Source organism: Streptomyces sp. 13-12-16 (genome assembly GCF_002114215.1).
Taxonomy (GTDB): domain Bacteria; phylum Actinomycetota; class Actinomycetes; order Streptomycetales; family Streptomycetaceae; genus Streptomyces.
The window spans coordinates 3,364-20,763 of record NZ_NCTE01001210.1; the positions used below are offsets into that span (position 1 = coordinate 3,364).

Genomic DNA, 17,400 nt, shown 5'->3' on the forward strand with positions numbered 1-17,400 from the left:
TCTCTCCCGCGACCAGGGGGCACGGTCCCTCGGAGGCGACGAGTTCGGAGACAGTCGCTTTCACACCCTCGTCGTCCCCCGCGCCGAAGGGTCATGTCCCTTGCCGTGGTGTAGGCGATCATTCGTCTGACGTGCCGGGCAGGACGATCGTGTCGTCGGTGTAGAGGGCGTCCATGCTCTCGTTGGAGAGGTAGCGGTGGGGGAAGGCGATCCATTCGTCGTGGAGTTCGGCGAGGACCGCGGTGGCCAGGCGGAGGACGGCGGGCGGGTTCGGGAAGACCTGGACGACGTCGGTGCGGCGTTTGGTCTCCCGGTTCAGCCGCTCGAGCGGGTTCGTGGACTGGATCTTCTTCCAGTGCTGGTGGGGGAAGTCCGCGAACGCGGTCAGGTCCTTCTTGGCCTCGAGCAGCATCTCTTTGACCTTGGGGAATTGGCGGCCGAGCAGGTCGGCGACGGCGTCGAGCTGGGCGCGGACAGTATCCGCGGTGGGCTGGCGAAGATGGTGCGGATCGTCGCGGCGACCATCCCCGCCGATCCTTTCGGGATGGCGGCGAAGACGTTGCGCACGAAGTGGACACGACACCTTTGCCAGGTGGTGCCGAGCATGACCTTGCGGATCGCTTTGACCAGGCCGCTGTGGCTGTCGGAGATGACCAGGCGGACGCCACTCGGTCCGCGTTCGCGCAGGTGACGCAGGAACTGGGTCCAGAGCACTTCGGTTTCGCTGTCGCCGACCATGACGTCGACGACCTCGCGGCCGCCGTCCTGGGTGACGCCGGTGGCGATGACGACGGCCTGGGAGACGATGCGGTGGTCGACGCGGGCCTTGACGTAGGTGGCGTCGAGGAAGAGGTAGGGAAACCGGATGTGGTCCAGCGGGCGCGTCCGGAAGGCGTCGAGCTGTCCGTCCAGGTCCGCACAGATCCGGGAGACCTCGCTCTTGGATATGCCGGTGTCGGAGCCCAGGGCCCTGACGAGGTCATCGACCGACCGGGTGGAGACGCCGTGGACGTAGGCCTCCGTGACGACCGCGTAGAGGGCCTGGTCGATGCGCCGCCGGCGCTCGAGGAGGCTGGGGAAGAAGCTCCCGGCCCGCAGTTTCGGGATCGCGAGCTCGAGGTCGCCGGCCTGCGTGGTCACGGTCTTCTCCCGGTGGCCGTTGCGCCATGTGGTGCGGGTGTCAGTGTGCTCCCCCCCCCACTCGGCACCGATCTTCGCGGTGGCCTCCGCCTCGATCAGTTCCTGCAGCAGCCGCTCGGCGACCTCCCGGACGAGTTCAAGACCATCGGCCGAACGTAGTGACTCAAGCAGGCGAAGCAGGTCATGCCGGGACAAGGCCACCGTGCACCCCCTGGGTCGAACTGCCCGTTCACTCCGGACAGTTGCACGGTGGCCTGCCAGTTGAGCAGGGAGTACTCACCGGCGGACGGTGCACTCCAGGGAGCAGACCCCGCGCACTCAACCGCGGAGATCCTCTACACCACACAGCGGGACGCCATCCCTTCGAGATGCGCTTCACCTCCGCATCTTGCGAAACGCAACGCGCCCGCTCACGCCTCGCTCCGGGCGAGTGCGCTCCAGCCCCGTTCCAGGAGGTCGAAGGCCCGGTCGACGACCTCGCGGGGGGTGTCGTGGGGGTAGGCCGCGCGGGGGGCTTCGAGGGCGAAGTGGGCCAGGGCGGTGCAGGCGGGGTCGTCCGCGGGGAGGCCGCTCTCCTCGGCGATGACCCGGGCGAGCGCGGTGGCATGGCGCAGCCACATCTTCTGGGCGTAGTCCCGCAGCGCGGGAGTGCCGGTCACCAGGTCGGCGAAGGCGGTGAAGCGGGCGTCGCCGTCGGCGGAGACCAGCCGGGTGGTCAGGGCGTGTTCGCGCAGGGCGGCGGGGATCGACCGGCCCTCGGGGCGCTCGCGGACGGCCGCGAGCAGGTGGGTCTCCTGGTCGGCGTCCTCGTCGAAGACGAGGGCCTCCTTGACCGGGAAGTGCTTGAACAGGGTGGTGGTGGACACGTCGGCGGCGTCCGCGATCTCGCGGATGCCGACCTCGTCGTAGCCGCGCTCCAGGAACAGGCGCAGCGCGGCGTCGGCGATGGCCCGGCGGGTGGCGGCCTTCTTGCGTTCGCGGCGCCCCACGGGTGCGGGGGAGGGGCCTGTCGCGGTGTCGGTCGTCGTTCTGGGCATACCGGCACCCTACCTCTCCGGTTGACTCGCTTCAAAAGTTGAGTTGTTGCACTTATTGAGTCGGTGTGTTTTTCTGGAGCGGCGGCTGCGAGGCACTGCCCGGCCGCTCTCTTCCCTCTCGGGACCGCACCGAACGAACGGAGCACTCCGTGAACACCCCTCCCGCACCCCGTATCGCCGTCATCGGCGCCGGCCCCGGCGGTCTGACCTGCGCCCGCATCCTCCAGCGGCACGGCATCGCCGTCACCGTCCACGACCGCGACGCCGGCCCCGACGCCCGTGACCAGGGCGGCACCCTCGACCTGCACGCCGACAACGGCCAGATCGCCCTGCGCGAAGCCGGCCTCCTGGAGGAGTTCTTCCGGCTGGCCCGCCCCGAGGGGCAGGAGATGCGCCAGATGGACCCGGCCGGCACGGTCCTCTTCCACCACGTCCCCGAGCAGGACGAGCGGTTCAAGCCGGAAATCGACCGCGGCCGGCTGCGAGACCTGCTGCTCGGCTCGCTCAGGCCCGGCACCGTGTGCTGGAACCACACCCTGCGCTCCGTCGGCGGCCCCGCCGAAGGCCCCCGGCAACTGCACTTCACCGACGGCACCACCGTCGAGGCGGACCTCGTCATCGGCGCCGACGGAGCCTGGTCCAAGGTCCGCCAGGCCGTCTCCCCGGCCGTTCCCCGGTACAGCGGCGTGAGCTTCCTGGAGGCCTGGTTCCACGACGTCACGACCCGGCACCCCGACATCGCCGAACTCGTCGGCCAGGGCAGCGCCGCAGCGGCCGACGGTGAGCGCGGCCTGTTCGCCCAGCGCAACGGCGGCGACCACATCCGCGTCTACCTCATCCAGCGCGTCCCGGCCGACTGGATCACCGCCGGCGGCCTCTCCCTCCAGGACACCGACGGCATCCGCGCCCACCTCCTGGAGCGCTACCGCGACTGGTCACCCCGCATGCGCCGGCTGATCACCGACAACGACGGCCGCTACGTCGACCGCCCGATCCACGCTCTTCCCGTCCCGCACACCTGGGAGCACAACCCCACGGTGACCCTGCTCGGCGACGCCGCCCACCTGATGCCCCCGCTCGGCGTCGGCGTCAACCTCGCCATGCTGGACGCCGGCGAACTCGCCCTCGCCCTCGCCCACCACGACACCGTCGGCGAAGCCGTCCGCGCCTACGAGGAGACCATGCTTCCCCGCTCCACGGAGACGGCCCGGCTCCTCGACGGTGCCGCCACCGAGCTGCTCTCCACCGAGCTGCCCGACTTCGCCACCGCCGACCACCACTGACACGCCCCGGGGCGGGCCGAGGGGGCGACCGGGCCCGTCACTCCCGCCCGATCAGGAACACCTGATCGTCGCCGCCGCGCTCCGCGCAGTGCTCCGCCACGACCGCCGCGCCCGCCTCCTCCGCGCTCCCGCGGACGCCGACGCACAGCGCGTCGTCCTGCGCCGACCGCAACCGCCACCGGTCGCTGCCGTCGGCCCGTTCCACGCGGAACCACTGGGAGTTCCCGCCCGCCCGGCAGTCCCCCCAAGGTTCGAGCGTGCCCTTGAACACCCCGTCGCCCAGGACGGTGAGGCAGCCGGTGCCGTGCTCCGGGTGGCGGAACTGGATCTGGTAGCGGCCGTCGTCCGCCCCCTGGAGGTACACGCGCGGCGGAACGGCCTCCGCGCAAGGCCGCTGCACCGCGAGGAGTTTGGACTCGCCTTCCACGCGGACGTTCCCGTCGGTCAGGCACAACTCGGGTGCGCGCGCCGGACGGACGCGCGAGTAGCCCGAAGTCGTAGGGGTGGCGGCCGACTTCGTGTTCTCGGTTCCGTCGTCCTGCGGCAGCAGTGTCACCGCGCCGACGGTGAGCAGGACGACCGTGCCGAGTGAGACCAGCGCGGCGGTCACGGCGGTCCTGCCGCGGCGGGGGTCCGACGGTTCCGGTGGCTCGTTCGGGGGTTCCGGCTCCTGATCCGTACCGTCGGGCGCGGGATCCGTACCGTCGGTCGCGGGGACCTCCCCGGCGGCGAGCCGTTCCCTGGCCGCGATCCACTCCGGTACGTCGTCCCCGGCACCGCACGCCCGGGCCAGTGCCGCGACCACCTCCGCGCGCGGCAGGGCGTCCCGCCGCAGGGTGTCCGCCAGGGTGCTGCGGGCCAGCACCTCGTCGCGTTCGGCGGCCCGCTGCTCCAGCTGACGGTAGGTCAGGCCACTGTGCTCCTTGAGCCTCCGCAGCAGGGCGACGTACTCGCGCGCCGTCCGCGCCTCTGCGGGGTCCACGCCCCCCGGGACCACCATGCGGTCATTCTCATCACACCCGCCACAACGGGCAACCGGTGTCCGGCGGTTATCGGACAGCCCGGGCGCACGGTCAGGGCAAGCCGTTGACCAGGCCGGACAGTCTCGTTCCGTCCCGGACACCGCACGTCCTTGCCGGACAGGATCCGCCCGCCCAGACTCTGGTGATGCCGCCGCGTTCCGGGCCCACGGGGGTGGACCGGAACGCGGCGCCGTCACCACCGCTCCGGTCGACGGTCCGGCCGGGCCGCCCCGGGCGTCCGAAGACGCCGCACGCCGTCAAGCGGCCGCGCGTCAGCGCGGGTCCTCCACCACCGCGAACCGTGCCCCCTCCGGATCCGTCACCGTGGCGACGCGTCCGTGGGGGCCCTCGTGGGGCGGGACGAGGAGCCGGCCGCCCAGGCGGAGGACCTGCTCCACCGCGTCGTCGGTGCCGGCGACGGTGAAGTGCGTCGTCCAGTGCGGTCCCCGGTCCCGGGGAAGGGCCCTGCCCACGCCGTGGACGCCGGCCACCGGGCGGCCTCTCAGACGCAGGGTGACGTGGTCGGGTTCGGCGGAGAGGGCCGGTTCCTCGTCGTAACCGAACACGGTCTCGTAGAACTTGGCGGTACGGGCCGACTCGAAGGTCGTCAGCTCGTACCAGGCGGGGGTGCCGGGCACACCGGAGACGGCGGTGCCCGGACTCGCGGCCGCCTGCCAGACGCCGAAGACGGCACCGCCGGGGTCGGAGCCGATCGCCAGCCGGCCGGCGTCGGCGGCGTCCAGCGGGCCCACTCCGATGGTGCCGCCGCGCGACCGCACCACGTCCGCCGTCAGGTCCACGTCGTCGGAGGCGAAGTACGGCGTCCAGGCGACCGGCAGATCACGGTCCGGCGGCAGCACCCCCATGCCGGCCACCTCACGGCCGTCGAGCAGGGCACGCACATACGGGCCGAGCTGCTGGGGGCCGGGGTGGAACTCCCAGCCGAACAGCGCCCCGTAGAACTCCTCGGTCGCCTCCAGGCCGTGCGTCGTCAGGCTCACCCAGCAGGGTGTGCCGGGTGTGTACCGAGCGGGCGCCCCGCCGTTCGGGCGGGCGTTCCCCCGTGCGTCGGTCATCGTCACTCTCTTCTCGGCCGCGTGTGCCGGCCGTTGTCCTCTCGCGTCCCGGCGGATCGTTCCCGCGCCGCTGTCGACACAGTACGTGCCCGATCCGGTACGCCTCGTGACCGTTCCTGTCCGGCCGAGCAGAGTAGCCGGACGCGGGCGGCTCGGCCACCCCGTGCGCGAGGATGGTGGCCATGAACGCCATCATCTCCGCATCCGACCTCGCGGACGCGCTCGCGGGCGCCAACCCGCCGGTACTGCTCGACGTCCGCTGGCAGCTCAGCCTGGCCGCGGCGGCCGGTGAGCCGCCGTTCGACGGACGGGCCGCGTACGGGGCCGGGCACCTTCCCGGCGCCGTCTTCGTCGACCTGGACCGGGAGCTGGCTTCCGCTCCGGGCGGTCGCGGCCGCCATCCGCTGCCGGACCTCGCGGTGTTCGGCGCCGCGATGCGGCGGGCGGGCGTGTCGTCCGGGACGCCGGTGGTCGTGTACGACGGGGGCCTGGGCTGGGGCGCCGCCCGCGCGTGGTGGCTGCTGCGCTGGACGGGTCACCCGGACGTGCGAGTCCTCGACGGCGGGTTGCCGTCCTGGGAAGGGCCGTTGGAGACGTCGGTGCCGCAGCCGGCCGAGGGCGACTTCGTGCCGGTGCCGGGGGCGGACGGGCTGCTCGACGCCGACGGCGCGGCGGCGCTGGCGCGTTCGGGGGTGCTGCTGGACGCCCGCGCGGGGGAGCGGTACCGCGGTGAGGTGGAGCCGATCGACCGGGTGGGCGGGCACGTTCCCGGCGCGGTCTCGGCGCCCACGACGGAGAACGTCGGCGCCGACGGCCGTTTCCTGCCCGCCGGGGAACTGGGCGCCCGCTTCAAGGAACTGGGCGTGTCCCGGGGGGCACCGGTCGGCGTGTACTGCGGCTCGGGTGTCTCCGGCGCGCACGAGGTGCTGGCGCTGGCGGTCGCGGGCATCCCGGCCGCGCTGTACGTCGGCTCCTGGTCGGAGTGGTCGTCCGACCCGGAACGGCCGGTCGCGGTGGGCCCGGACCCGCAGTAGGGCAGGGGACCGGCAGTCCGGATGCAGGCCCCGGGCTGTGAAGGAAGCGGATCTCCCGGCGGCACGCCCTCGACGGGCCGTTCCGCCGGGAGGATCGCCGGGGGATTCGCCCCCATCGGCGTCTTGCCGCCGGATCAGCCGACGGCATCCGTACGGCGAGCGCCCTCGTGCCGTCAATCGGCCGCGGGCACGGACCGCCCGAACGAGCTACTCCTGTTTCTTCCGCCGCGTCCCGAACACGATCTCGTCCCAGCTCGGCACCGCCGCGCGGCGGCCCGGACGGACGCCGTCCGCCTCGGCCTGACGGTCGGTCGAGCCGATGAGCCGGTCCCGGTGGCTGGTGACGGAACGCGGCATGAGGACGTCCGCGTACGCGGCCCCCGCCGAGGCCGCGGGGGCCGCCGGCTCCTCCGCCTCGGCGGGCTCGGGGTCCGGCTCCTCGGGAACGGTCTCGGGCGCGCGCTCCGGGACGACCAGGTCGCCCCGGAAGCTCGGTACCGCCTCCAGCAGGCTGGTCAGCGAATCCCGTTCACCCGACGCCGTGGCCGTCAGGGACTCCTCGTCGGGCTCGGACGCCTGCGCGGGCAGGCTCGGGCGCTCGCGGTCGCCGGGACGGTCGAGCGGGCGGTCCCGCGGCAGCCGGGCGATGCGCGGCACGAAGGGGAAGCTGGGCTCGGGCGCGGCGAGGTCGTCGGACTCGCCGATCAGCGAGCGCGCCTCGTCGTCGACGGCCTGGACGAGCCGCCGGGGCGGGTCGTAGGTCCAGCTCGCCGAGTGCGGCTCGCCCGCGACCCGGTAGACCAGCAGCACTTCCCAGGTGCCGTCGTCGCGGCGCCAGGAGTCCCACTGGACGGTGTCCTTCTCGGCGCCGCGCAGCAGCAGCCGCTCCTGCACCGCCTCGCCCAGCGGGGGACCGGAGTTCTCACCGGGGCGGCGGACGGGGGTCTTGCGGGCGCGCTCGGCCATGAACGCGCGCTCGGCGAGGACGGGGCCCTCGAAGCGGCGTACGCGGTCCACGGGGATGCCGGCCATCTGCGCGACTTCTTCCGCGGTCGCGCCCGCTCTTATACGCGCCTGGATGTCGCGGGGGCGGAGGTGGCTCTCCACCTCGATCTCGATCTGGCCGAGGCGGGGACGGTCGCCGCGCACGGCGGCCCGGAGCCGTTCGTCGATCGGAAGGGTGTACTCCGTGCTGTCCGCAGCCTTCAGCACCAGCCGTGTGCCGTCATTCGAGACGGCCACGACACGCAGTTCGGGCATGGGGACCTCCCGGGTGGTGCCTGCCGACGTCACGTGCGTCGCTGCTTCCGCTAGTCGAGTGTGGCCTGCCCGGGTGCAGCCTGCCACAACCTTGCCTATCTGCCCGGCGTGTCGGGCGCGGGCCCTGGATCGCCGTTATGGCACGGTTACCTATTCGCAACGCTAAGTGACCAACTGCGTCACCCTGTGCAACTAGCCCCCTCCTGGCGGTCCTTCGCGGTTCCGGGCACCCTGACGGGAGACCGGGCCCAAGGCTCGCAAGAGTACTCCATTTGGGCCACGTGCGTGGATTGGCACGCCGTGCAGCGAATCCTCTACGACCCCAGGACCCTCCGCAAGTAGTCGTTCCGGAACCGGCGTTCCGGGTCGAGCCGGTCCCGCAGCGCCGTGAATTCCTCGAAGCGCGGATACACCCGTGAGAGGTAATCGGCGTCGCGCGTGTGGATCTTCCCCCAGTGGGGCCGCCCCTCATGGGCGGTGAAGATGCGCTCGGCCGCGGTGAAGTACCCCTGATAGGGGGTGCCCCTGAACATGTGGACGGCGATGTAGGCGCTGTCCCGGCCGGACGCGGTGGACAGCGTGATGTCGTCGGCCGGCGCGGTGCGCACCTCGACGGGGAAGCTGACCCGCAGCGGCGAGCGGTCGACCATCGCCTTCAGCTCCCGCAGCGTCTCCACCAGGGCCGCGCGCGGAACGGCGTACTCCATCTCCACGAAGCGCACCCGGCGCGGTGAGGTGAAGACCTTGTACGGGATGTCGGTGTAGGTCCGCGCGGAGAGCGCCCTGCTGGAGATCCGTGCGATGGCCGGAACGGCCGCGGGTGCCGCGCGGCCGACCCAGTTGACCGCCTGGAAGACCCCGTTGGAGAGGAACTCGTCCTCGAACCAGCCCTTGAGCCGCGGCACCGGCCGCTCCGGGCCCGCGCTGCGGTTGTTGCGCTTGGTGTTGGTGTTGCCGGTGTGCGGGAACCAGTAGAACTCGAAGTGCTCGTTCTCGGCGTGCAGCTGCTCGAACTCGGCGCAGACCCGGTCGAAGGGCATCGGCTCCTCGCGGGCCGTGAGCAGGAAGACCGGCTCCACGGCGAAGGTGATCGCGGTGACGACGCCGAGGGCGCCGAGCCCGATCCGGGCGGCGGCGAAGACGTCCGGGTTCTCCTCCCCGGAGCAGGTGAGCACCGATCCGTCGGCGGTGACCAGCTCCAGGCCCCGGATCTGGGCGGCGATGGAGGCGGAGTCGCGGCCCGTGCCGTGGGTGCCCGTACTGGTGGCCCCGGAGACCGTCTGCTCCATGATGTCGCCCATGTTGGTCAGCGACAGGCCCTCCCGCGCGAGGGCCATGTTCAGCCGCTTGAGCGGGGTGCCGGCCTCCACCGTGACCGTGCCGGCCGCGCGGTCGATGTGACGTATGCCCGTCAGCAGATGAGGGCGGATCAGCAGGCCGTCGGTGGCGGCTATGGAGGTGAACGAGTGGCCGGTGCCGACCGCCTTCACCGGCATGCCGTCCTCGGCGGCCCGGCGCACGGCGGCGGCCAGCTCGTCGACGGAGGCGGGCGAGGTCTCCCGCGCGGGACGGACGCGGACGTTGCCGCCCCAGTTACGCCATGTGCCGTTCCTCGTGTGCGTCGTGCTGCCCAACAGAGCCTCCCCGACCCGGAGCCGGCCGCTTCAGCCGGCGGTACCCGAGGAACCCGACGCCGACCGCGACGGCTCCGGCCGCCGCCGGAACCCCGTACCCGGCACGCGCCCCGGCCGCGTCGATCACCCAGCCGGCCGCGGAGGAGCCGAGGGCGACCCCGACCGCGAGTCCGGTGCTCACCCAGGTCATGCCCTCGGTGAGCTGCGCGCGTGGTACGTGCTCTTCGATGAGGGACATCGTCGTGATCATCGTGGGAGCGATGGACAGACCCGCAACGAAGAGCGCCACGGCCAGAAACGGCAAGTTCCCGACCAGTAGGAGTGGGATCATACTCACGGCCATCGCGCAAACGCCCAGGAGCCAGCGACGTTCCGGCGCTCCCGCGAAGTGCAGCAGCCCGAACACCACGCCCGCCACGCAGGAACCGAGCGCGTACACGGCGAGCACCACGCTCGCGGCGGCCTTGTGCCCCTCGTCCTCGGCGAAGGCCACGGTGACCACGTCCACGGCGCCGAAGATCGCCCCCGTCGCCACGAACGTCGCCACCAGGACCTGGAGGCCCGGGGCGCGCAGCGCCGTGCCGCCGCCGTCCTCGTGCTCGCGCGGGTGCGGCTCGGGCTCGGTGGCGCGCTGCGCGGTCAGCCAGAAGACACCGGCCGCCAGGAAGCAGGCCGCGAGCAGCGGGCCGGCCTCCGGGAACCAGGCCGTGGACAGCCCGATGGAGATGATCGGCCCGAAGATGAAGCACATCTCGTCCACCACGGACTCGAACGAGTACGCGGTGTGCAGCTTCGGGGTGCCCCGGTACAGGGCGGCCCAGCGGGCCCGGACCATCGAGCCGACGCTCGGCACGCAGCCGATGCCGACGCACGCGACGAACAGCACCCACTCGGGCCAGCCGTAGTGCGCCGCGCACAGCAGCACCGCCGCCGCGGTGAGCGATATCAGCGTCGCGGGACGCAGCACCCGCCGCTGCCCGTACTGGTCCACCAGGCGCGAGACCTGCGGGCCCGCCACGGCGGCGGCCAGCGCGATGGTCGCCGACAGCGCGCCGGCCAGCCCGTACCGGCCGGTGAGCTGGGAGATCATCGTCACCACGCCGATGCCCATCATGGACAGCGGCATCCGGCCGAGGAACCCCGCGGCGGAGAAGGCCTTGCTGCCGGGGGCGGCGAACAGGGCGCGATAGGGGCTGGGCACGGGATCTCCGGAAGGGCTCAGTAAGGTGCGACCGCAGTCGATACAGCTTACGGGTCAGGTCACCCTCACACACCCCGGAATTCCACATCATGGCCGGTGACACCCCCCACCCCGTCCCGCCCGTCGCTGCCGGGTGGCAGGATCGAGACATGCCTGACGTGCTCGATGCCAGTCCCTATGACGCCCTGCTCCTGCTCTCTTTCGGTGGTCCCGAAGGCCCGGACGACGTGGTCCCGTTCCTGGAGAACGTGACGCGCGGGCGCGGCATCCCCAAGGAACGCCTCAAGGAGGTCGGGCAGCACTACTTCCTCTTCGGCGGGGTCAGCCCCATCAACGACCAGAACCGTGCCCTGCTGGACGCGCTGCGCGAGGACTTCGCCGAGCACGGCCTGGACCTGCCGGTCTACTGGGGCAACCGCAACTGGGCGCCCTACCTCACCGACACCCTGCGCGAGATGGTCCGCGACGGCCGCCGCCGCGTCCTCGTCCTGGCCACCAGCGCCTACGCCTCGTACTCGGGCTGCCGCCAGTACCGCGAGAACCTCGCCGACGCCCTCGCGACCCTGGAGCGGGAAGGGCTGGAGCTGCCGAAGATCGACAAGCTGCGGCACTACTTCAACCACCCCGGCTTCGTCGAGCCCATGGTCGACGGGGTCGTGCGGTCCCTCGCCGACCTCCCCGAGGACGTCCGGGACGGCGCGCACATCGCCTTCTGCACCCACTCGATCCCCACCTCCGCCGCCGACACCTCCGGCCCGGCCGAGGAGCACGGCGACGGCGGCGCGTACGTCCGGCAGCACCTGGACGTGGCCCGGGTGATCGCCGACGCCGTCCGCGAGCGCACCGGCGTCGACCGCCCCTGGCAGCTCGTCTACCAGTCCCGCTCGGGCGCCCCGCACATCCCCTGGCTGGAGCCCGACATCTGCGACCACCTCGAGGAGCGGCACGCGGCCGGGGTCCCGGCCGTGGTCATGGCCCCCATCGGCTTCGTCTCCGACCACATGGAGGTCATCTACGACCTCGACACCGAGGCCACCGCCAAGGCGGGGGAGCTGGGCCTGCCGGTGCGCCGCTCGGCGACCGTCGGCGCCGACCCGCGGTTCGCCGCCGCGATCCGCGAGCTGATCGTGGAGCGCGCGGTCGCCGAACGCGGGCAGGACGTCACGCCGTGCGCCCTGGGCGCGCTCGGTGCGAGCCACAACCTCTGCCCGGTGGGCTGCTGCCCGTCCCGTGCCCCGCGTCCCGCCGCCGCGGGCGCCGACAGTCCCTACGCATGAGGAGCGCCGTGACCGACCCCCTGCACGCGGAACTGCTGCAGATCGCCCGGGAGGCGGCCCGCCGCGCGGGCGAGCTGCTGCGGGACGGCCGTCCGGCCGACCTCGCGGTCGCCGCGACCAAGTCCAGCCCGATCGACGTCGTCACCGAGATGGACATCGCGGCCGAGAAGCTGATCACCACGCTGATCGCCGAGCGCCGCCCGGAGGACGGCTTCCTCGGCGAGGAGGGTGCCTCCACCGAGGGCAGCAGCGGCATCCGCTGGGTGATCGACCCGCTCGACGGCACGGTCAACTACCTGTACGGCCTGCCCACCTGGGCCGTCTCCATCGCCGCCGAGCAGGACGGCGAGACCGTGGCCGGGGCGGTCGCGGCCCCCATGCGCGGTGAGGCGTACTACGCGGTGCGTGGGCGCGGCGCCTGGGCGACCGGTGCCTGGGCGGGCGAGCGGCGGCTGACCTGCCGTCCCTCACCGCCCCTGGACCAGGCCCTGGTGTCGACCGGCTTCAACTACGTCACCGAGGTCCGCACCCACCAGGCCGACGTGGCACAGCGGCTGATCCCCAGGCTCCGGGACATCCGGCGCGGCGGCTCGGCCGCGATCGACCTGTGCGACCTCGCCGCGGGGCGTCTGGACGGCTACTACGAGCGCGGGCTGCACCCCTGGGACCTGGCGGCCGGTGACCTGATCGCCCGCGAGGCGGGCGCCCTGACCGGCGGCCGCCCCGGAGACCGCCCGTCCTGGGACCTCACGGTCGCGGCGACCCCGGGCGTCTTCGAGCCGCTCCAGCACATCTTGGAGGACCTGGGGGCCTGGCACGACTGACAGGCAGCCGGCGGGGTGACATCCGGCCGAGGTCCGGTACCGGGGCGGATGAACCAGCGGCAAGGGCCCGTCAACGCCCACCGTCCCCACGTGTCGGCCGTGAGAGAGCCGCAGGGGCGCGCCGGTGTCGAGGAGACGAGCGCGCGGAGGCCCGAAGGGTCGAGCACGGTCGTCTCCTCGACACCGGCTGAGGCGCCCCGAAGGCGAACGAACAAAAAGCACGGGCCCCGGCGCTGGATTCGCCGGGGCCCGTTCCGGTGCGAGCCGGTCAGACGCTGTACGCGCCGACCTCCACGCCGTGTTCGGCGGCGAGGCGGCGCAGGTCGTCGAGTTCGCCCTGTTCCACGTCGACGAGGAAGTCGTCGCCGTCGTCGCGGGCCCGCGACAGGTCGGACTCGGTCGCCTTTATGCGCTGCAGAAGTCCTGCGGTGAATGCGTCCATGCTGCGCCCCCTCGTCCTGGGTAGGTGGGTCGGTGGCACGGGGGTGTGCCGTTCGGAAGGGACGATCACGTCCGAAGCGGATGCCCAGCGCCGCTCGGCCGGGCGGCGACGGTGCCGGACGTCCACGCCCGCTCTGCGGAAGCGGACTGTTACGTACCGCATGGTGGCGCGGTACGTGCAGAGCGTGATCGCGGGATGTAAAACCCGTCCTCCCCAAGCTCTCTTCCGGGGAAACCTAACCGCGCGAGAAATTCTCGTATTCCCGCCCCGTTCGCCCGGACGTTCCCCTGTCCCGGACCCTTCGGCCACCGTGCGTTCCCCCGCCTTACAGCCGACTTACGGCCGAAAAGGGCAGGATGGAGGCAACACACCCACCCGTACCCCTGCCCGAGTGCGCCCTGCGGCGCTGTCCGACCGAGGGCGGGACATGAGGAAGGACCAGCGACGTGCGCGTACTCGTCGTCGAGGACGAGCAACTGCTCGCCGATGCGGTGGCCACCGGGCTGCGCCGGGAGGCCATGGCCGTCGACGTCGTGTACGACGGTGCGGCCGCCCTGGAGCGCATCGGCGTCAACGACTACGACGTGGTCGTCCTCGACCGCGACCTCCCGCTCGTGCACGGCGACGACGTCTGCCGCAGGATCGTCGAGCTCGGCATGCCCACGCGCGTGCTGATGCTCACGGCCTCCGGTGACGTCAGCGACCGTGTCGAGGGCCTGGAGATCGGCGCCGACGACTATCTGCCCAAGCCCTTCGCGTTCAGCGAGCTCATCGCCCGCGTGCGCGCCCTGGGGCGGCGTACGAGCGTCCCGCTGCCGCCCGTCCTGGAACGTGCCGGGATCAAGCTCGACCCCAACCGCCGCGAGGTCTTCCGCGACGGCAAGGAGGTGCAGCTCGCGCCGAAGGAGTTCGCCGTCCTGGAGGTGCTCATGCGCAGCGAGGGCGCGGTCGTCTCCGCGGAGCAGCTCCTGGAGAAGGCCTGGGACGAGAACACGGACCCGTTCACCAACGTGGTGCGGGTGACCGTGATGACCCTGCGCCGCAAACTGGGGGAGCCGCCGGTCATCGTGACCGTGCCCGGCTCCGGATACCGGATCTGATGACCGATGGCCGCCACACCCGCGCCCCCCACGGCGCCCCCCAAGCCCACCTGGGACCCGAGGAAGGGCGACCCGCCCTTCCCGTGGCTCCGTCCCACCATCCGTATACGCCTCACGCTGCTGTACGGCGGCATGTTCCTGATCGCCGGGATCCTGCTGCTGTCGATCATCTACCTGCTGGCCGCCCAGGCGCTCCATGACGGCGGCAGCGGCCAGTCCTTCCAGGTGACCGGCAGCAACATCGACATCACCAGCGAGACCTGTCCGCAGCTGGACGGCGCGACCACCAACGGCCAGCTCAACGACATGCTCAAGCAGTGCAACGCCGTCCAGCGGCAGCACGCGCTGGACGATCTGCTCAGCCGCTCCTTGGGGGCCCTGCTCGGTCTCGCGATCATCGCCTTCGCCTTCGGCTACGCCATGGCAGGCCGGGTCCTGTCGCCGCTGGGCCGGATCACCCGCACCGCCCGCGCGGTGGCCGGTTCGGACCTGTCCCGCCGGATCGAGCTGGACGGCCCGGACGACGAGCTGAAGGAGCTGGCCGACACCTTCGACGACATGCTGGAGCGGCTCCAGCGGGCGTTCACCGCCCAGCAGCGCTTCGTGGGCAACGCCTCGCACGAGCTGCGCACCCCGCTGGCGATCAACCGCACGCTCCTGGAGGTGCACCTCTCCGACCCCGGGGCGCCGGTGGAGCTCCAGCAGCTCGGCAAGACGCTGCTGTCCACCAACGAGCGCAGCGAGCAGCTCGTGGAGGGCCTGCTGCTGCTCGCCCGCAGCGACAACCAGATCGTCGAGCGCAAGCCGGTGGACCTCGCCGAGGTCGCCACCCAGGCCATCGACCAGGTGCACGGCGAGGCGGAGGCCAAGGGCGTGGAGATCCGCGGCGCACGCCGGCCGGCGGTCGTCCAGGGCAACGGCGTACTGCTGGAGCGGATCGCGCTGAACCTGGTGCAGAACGCCGTGCGGTACAACGTGCCCGAGGAGGGCTGGGTCGAGGTCACCACCGACGTGGAGCACGGACAGGCGGTCCTGGTGGTGTCGAACACGGGCCCGGTGGTACCGGCGTACGAGATCGACAACCTCTTCGAGCCGTTCCGGCGGCTGCGCACCGAGCGCACGGGCAGCGACAAGGGTGTCGGGCTCGGTCTGTCCATCGTCCGGTCGGTCGCACGGGCGCACGGCGGCCACATTTACGCACAACCGCGCGAAGGGGGCGGGCTCGTGATGCGCGTCACCTTGCCGATCTGAGATGATGCCGCCGACACAACGGGGTGTTCGCTTTGAGCGGAATTTTCGGGGCGCCTCTCCGGTATCCCCGTGTGTGATCGATCACAGGAGCGATCCTCCGGCCGTCCACTCTCCGTGATCATGTATCCCCGGGAAAGTCGGGAAAATCCCGGTTTTCGGGGGGCCTGATCACGGGAAGTACACGGTGAGGCGCCTTTGGAGTGCGACATCCGGACCGTGTACGGTCCCCATCGCCATCCAAGCCGATCACTCATGAGGAGTCCGGTTGGGTGTCGATTGAGTAACAGACCTTGATGTGAGGCAAAATCTCCGCCTCAGGTCGGGCACAAGTCCGGCCTCTCACGCGTTACGTGCGCTGGAGACACCGCATACACCCAGAGGGGGAGAGCGACAATGGCAACCGACTACGACACTCCACGCAAGACCGACGACGACGTCGACTCGGACAGCCTGGAAGAGCTGAAGGCCCGGCGGAACGACAAGTCGGCCTCGGCCGTGGACGTCGACGAGTTCGAGGCCGCCGAGGGCCTGGAACTGCCCGGAGCGGACCTCTCGAACGAGGAGCTGGCCGTCCGGGTCCTGCCCAAGCAGCAGGACGAGTTCACCTGCATGAGCTGCTTCCTGGTCCACCACCGCAGCCAGCTGGCCCGCGAGAAGAACGGTCAGCCGATCTGCCGCGACTGCGACTGAGGCGGGGTCGGCCGTGACTGGCTCGACCCCTCCGCGGAAGCGCCGCTTCTTCACCAGGGGAGCGGACCAAGGGCCCGAGGAGGGCCCGCAGCACGACACGCGTGACCGAGAGCGGGGCCCAACCGGTACCGGGGCGGCCTCGCTCGAAGCGGCAGCCGGCCGGGGTGACCTCCCGGCACCTCTGGAGGTCACCGCGCCCGCGGCGCACCGGCGGGCCGCCGTGATCCGCGAGAAGGCCCTGGAAGGCGCCCGCAAGGGCGGTGCCCGCGCCCGTGCGGGACTGGCGCATCTCGCGGACCGGATCATCGAGATCGCCCCGCGTGTGCCCGTACGCGACCTCGGGACGCTGCGCCGGCAGTTCCCCGGCCTCGGCCCCGAGGAGCTCGCGGACAGGCTCGTGGCGGGCGCCGCGAAGGCCACGGCCACGGTCGGGGCCGGAGTCGGCGCGGCGGCCATGATGCCCGTACCGCCCGCGATGCCGACGGAGCTGGCCGCCGAGATCACCGGCGTCGCCGCGATCGAACTGAAGCTGATCGCCGAACTCCACGAGGTCTACGGCGTGCGGCCGGCCGGCACCCTCGCCCAGCGCAGCACCGTGTACCTCAACTCCTGGTCGGAGGAGCGCGGCGTCGAGGCCACCAGACCCTCGACCGTGAGCGCGGCGCTGAACAGCCACATGAAGCGCGAACTGCGCCAGCGGATCATGAAGCGCACGGTCCGCAACCTGCCGAACCTGATGCCGTTCCTGGTGGGAGCCGCCGTGGGCGCCGCCATGAACCGCAGGGACACCAGAAAGCTCGCCGCACGCATCCGGGACGACCTGCGCAGAATCCAGGTGCCCTGGGACGCGCTGCCGGCCCTCCCCGCCCTGGAGCGCCCCGAGAACGCCCTCCCCGAGGACGCCCTCAAGGAGCTCGGCGGTCACGCGGGCAAGGACGACGACCACCGGACGCCGTGAGGCGACGGTCCCCCGGCCGCCCTCCCGCGCCCCGGCCGGCCTGCCGGGGTGCTTCCCGGCATCCGGCATCACTTGAGCGAACCGCTCGGCCGCGCGGCGGCACGCCCCGGCTCACGCGGCCGGACGTCCACCGGGCCCCGGTGCGACCGGGCCTCGCGCGTGGTGCGGGCG

General features: G+C 72.0%; 15 protein-coding genes and 1 pseudogene. 8 read left to right on the plus strand and 8 right to left on the minus strand.

Annotated features, from left to right (window positions below):
• Positions 1 to 118: 118 nt before the first annotated feature.
• A pseudogene (locus tag B7767_RS37805) lies at positions 119 to 1,335 on the minus strand (IS256 family transposase).
• A 215-nt stretch (positions 1,336 to 1,550) separates the two neighbouring features.
• The gene (locus B7767_RS37810) at positions 1,551 to 2,177 is read right to left on the minus strand and encodes a TetR/AcrR family transcriptional regulator (RefSeq protein ID WP_085575936.1); all 627 of its coding nucleotides are present in this window, start codon (positions 2,175 to 2,177) and stop codon (positions 1,551 to 1,553) included.
• Positions 2,178 to 2,326: 149 nt separating this feature from the next.
• Between B7767_RS37810 and B7767_RS37815 the strand changes: the two genes are divergently transcribed.
• Entirely contained in the window at positions 2,327 to 3,460 is a 1,134-nt protein-coding gene (locus B7767_RS37815; RefSeq protein WP_085575937.1) for an NAD(P)/FAD-dependent oxidoreductase, read from the plus strand.
• Positions 3,461 to 3,497: 37 nt separating this feature from the next.
• On the opposite strand, the gene B7767_RS37820 is transcribed toward B7767_RS37815, so the two are convergent.
• Together B7767_RS37820 and B7767_RS37825 are read right to left on the minus strand one after the other, a co-directional pair.
• Positions 3,498 to 4,460 (minus strand): XRE family transcriptional regulator, encoded by a 963-nt coding sequence (locus B7767_RS37820; RefSeq protein WP_085575938.1) that lies wholly within the window; start codon positions 4,458 to 4,460, stop codon positions 3,498 to 3,500.
• A gap of 294 nt (positions 4,461 to 4,754) precedes the next feature.
• On the minus strand, positions 4,755 to 5,558 hold the full coding sequence (locus B7767_RS37825; protein ID WP_085575948.1) for a VOC family protein: 804 nt from the start codon (positions 5,556 to 5,558) through the stop codon (positions 4,755 to 4,757).
• 182 nt (positions 5,559 to 5,740) lie between these two features.
• Between B7767_RS37825 and B7767_RS37830 the strand changes: the two genes are divergently transcribed.
• Complete coding sequence (locus B7767_RS37830; protein WP_085575939.1) at positions 5,741 to 6,592, plus strand: sulfurtransferase; 852 nt, start codon at positions 5,741 to 5,743, stop codon at positions 6,590 to 6,592.
• 207 nt (positions 6,593 to 6,799) lie between these two features.
• On the opposite strand, the gene sepH is transcribed toward B7767_RS37830, so the two are convergent.
• The 3 genes from sepH to B7767_RS37845 form a co-directional block, all read right to left on the minus strand.
• A complete protein-coding gene (sepH, locus tag B7767_RS37835; protein ID WP_085575940.1) occupies positions 6,800 to 7,852 on the minus strand; it encodes a septation protein SepH in 1,053 nt (350 codons plus the stop codon).
• A 314-nt stretch (positions 7,853 to 8,166) separates the two neighbouring features.
• Complete coding sequence (locus tag B7767_RS37840; RefSeq protein ID WP_085575941.1) at positions 8,167 to 9,486, minus strand: D-arabinono-1,4-lactone oxidase; 1,320 nt, start codon at positions 9,484 to 9,486, stop codon at positions 8,167 to 8,169.
• A complete protein-coding gene (locus tag B7767_RS37845) occupies positions 9,446 to 10,687 on the minus strand; it encodes an MFS transporter (protein WP_085575942.1) in 1,242 nt (413 codons plus the stop codon). Before B7767_RS37845 ends, B7767_RS37840 begins: the two co-directional genes overlap by 41 nt.
• Positions 10,688 to 10,836: 149 nt before the next feature.
• On the opposite strand from B7767_RS37845, the gene B7767_RS37850 reads away from it, so the two are divergent.
• Complete coding sequence (locus B7767_RS37850; RefSeq protein WP_085575943.1) at positions 10,837 to 11,964, plus strand: ferrochelatase; 1,128 nt, start codon at positions 10,837 to 10,839, stop codon at positions 11,962 to 11,964.
• Positions 11,965 to 11,972: 8 nt separating this feature from the next.
• The gene (locus B7767_RS37855; protein ID WP_085575944.1) at positions 11,973 to 12,788 is read left to right on the plus strand and encodes an inositol monophosphatase family protein; all 816 of its coding nucleotides are present in this window, start codon (positions 11,973 to 11,975) and stop codon (positions 12,786 to 12,788) included.
• Positions 12,789 to 13,056: 268 nt separating this feature from the next.
• Here the strand turns inward: B7767_RS37855 and B7767_RS46915 are convergent, their stop codons facing one another.
• Positions 13,057 to 13,230: a hypothetical protein gene (locus B7767_RS46915; RefSeq protein WP_167748545.1), complete on the minus strand. Its 174-nt coding sequence runs from the start codon at positions 13,228 to 13,230 to the stop codon at positions 13,057 to 13,059.
• A 446-nt stretch (positions 13,231 to 13,676) separates the two neighbouring features.
• Between B7767_RS46915 and B7767_RS37860 the strand changes: the two genes are divergently transcribed.
• The 4 genes from B7767_RS37860 (at position 13,677) to B7767_RS37875 (ending at position 17,229) form a co-directional block, all read left to right on the plus strand.
• Entirely contained in the window at positions 13,677 to 14,330 is a 654-nt protein-coding gene (locus B7767_RS37860; protein WP_007387794.1) for a response regulator transcription factor, read from the plus strand.
• A 6-nt stretch (positions 14,331 to 14,336) separates the two neighbouring features.
• On the plus strand, positions 14,337 to 15,581 hold the full coding sequence (locus tag B7767_RS37865; RefSeq protein ID WP_085575945.1) for a HAMP domain-containing sensor histidine kinase: 1,245 nt from the start codon (positions 14,337 to 14,339) through the stop codon (positions 15,579 to 15,581).
• A 393-nt stretch (positions 15,582 to 15,974) separates the two neighbouring features.
• Positions 15,975 to 16,271: a DUF4193 domain-containing protein gene (locus B7767_RS37870; RefSeq protein ID WP_003993510.1), complete on the plus strand. Its 297-nt coding sequence runs from the start codon at positions 15,975 to 15,977 to the stop codon at positions 16,269 to 16,271.
• A 13-nt stretch (positions 16,272 to 16,284) separates the two neighbouring features.
• Complete coding sequence (locus B7767_RS37875; RefSeq protein ID WP_085575946.1) at positions 16,285 to 17,229, plus strand: hypothetical protein; 945 nt, start codon at positions 16,285 to 16,287, stop codon at positions 17,227 to 17,229.
• Positions 17,230 to 17,400: the final 171 nt, after the last annotated feature.

Excerpts from the sequence above, each read along its gene's own strand:
- B7767_RS37820 (WP_085575938.1), bottom strand. The coding sequence starts at position 4,460 with ATGGTGGTCCCGGGGGGCGTGGACCCCGCAGAGGCGCGGACGGCGCGC.
- B7767_RS37850 (WP_085575943.1), top strand. The coding sequence starts at position 10,837 with ATGCCTGACGTGCTCGATGCCAGTCCCTATGACGCCCTGCTCCTGCTC.
- B7767_RS37825 (WP_085575948.1), bottom strand. The coding sequence starts at position 5,558 with ATGACCGACGCACGGGGGAACGCCCGCCCGAACGGCGGGGCGCCCGCT.
- B7767_RS37830 (WP_085575939.1), top strand. The coding sequence starts at position 5,741 with ATGAACGCCATCATCTCCGCATCCGACCTCGCGGACGCGCTCGCGGGC.
- B7767_RS46915 (WP_167748545.1), bottom strand. The coding sequence starts at position 13,230 with ATGGACGCATTCACCGCAGGACTTCTGCAGCGCATAAAGGCGACCGAG.
- sepH (WP_085575940.1), bottom strand. The coding sequence starts at position 7,852 with ATGCCCGAACTGCGTGTCGTGGCCGTCTCGAATGACGGCACACGGCTG.
- B7767_RS37870 (WP_003993510.1), top strand. The coding sequence starts at position 15,975 with ATGGCAACCGACTACGACACTCCACGCAAGACCGACGACGACGTCGAC.
- B7767_RS37865 (WP_085575945.1), top strand. The coding sequence starts at position 14,337 with ATGGCCGCCACACCCGCGCCCCCCACGGCGCCCCCCAAGCCCACCTGG.
- B7767_RS37810 (WP_085575936.1), bottom strand. The coding sequence starts at position 2,177 with ATGCCCAGAACGACGACCGACACCGCGACAGGCCCCTCCCCCGCACCC.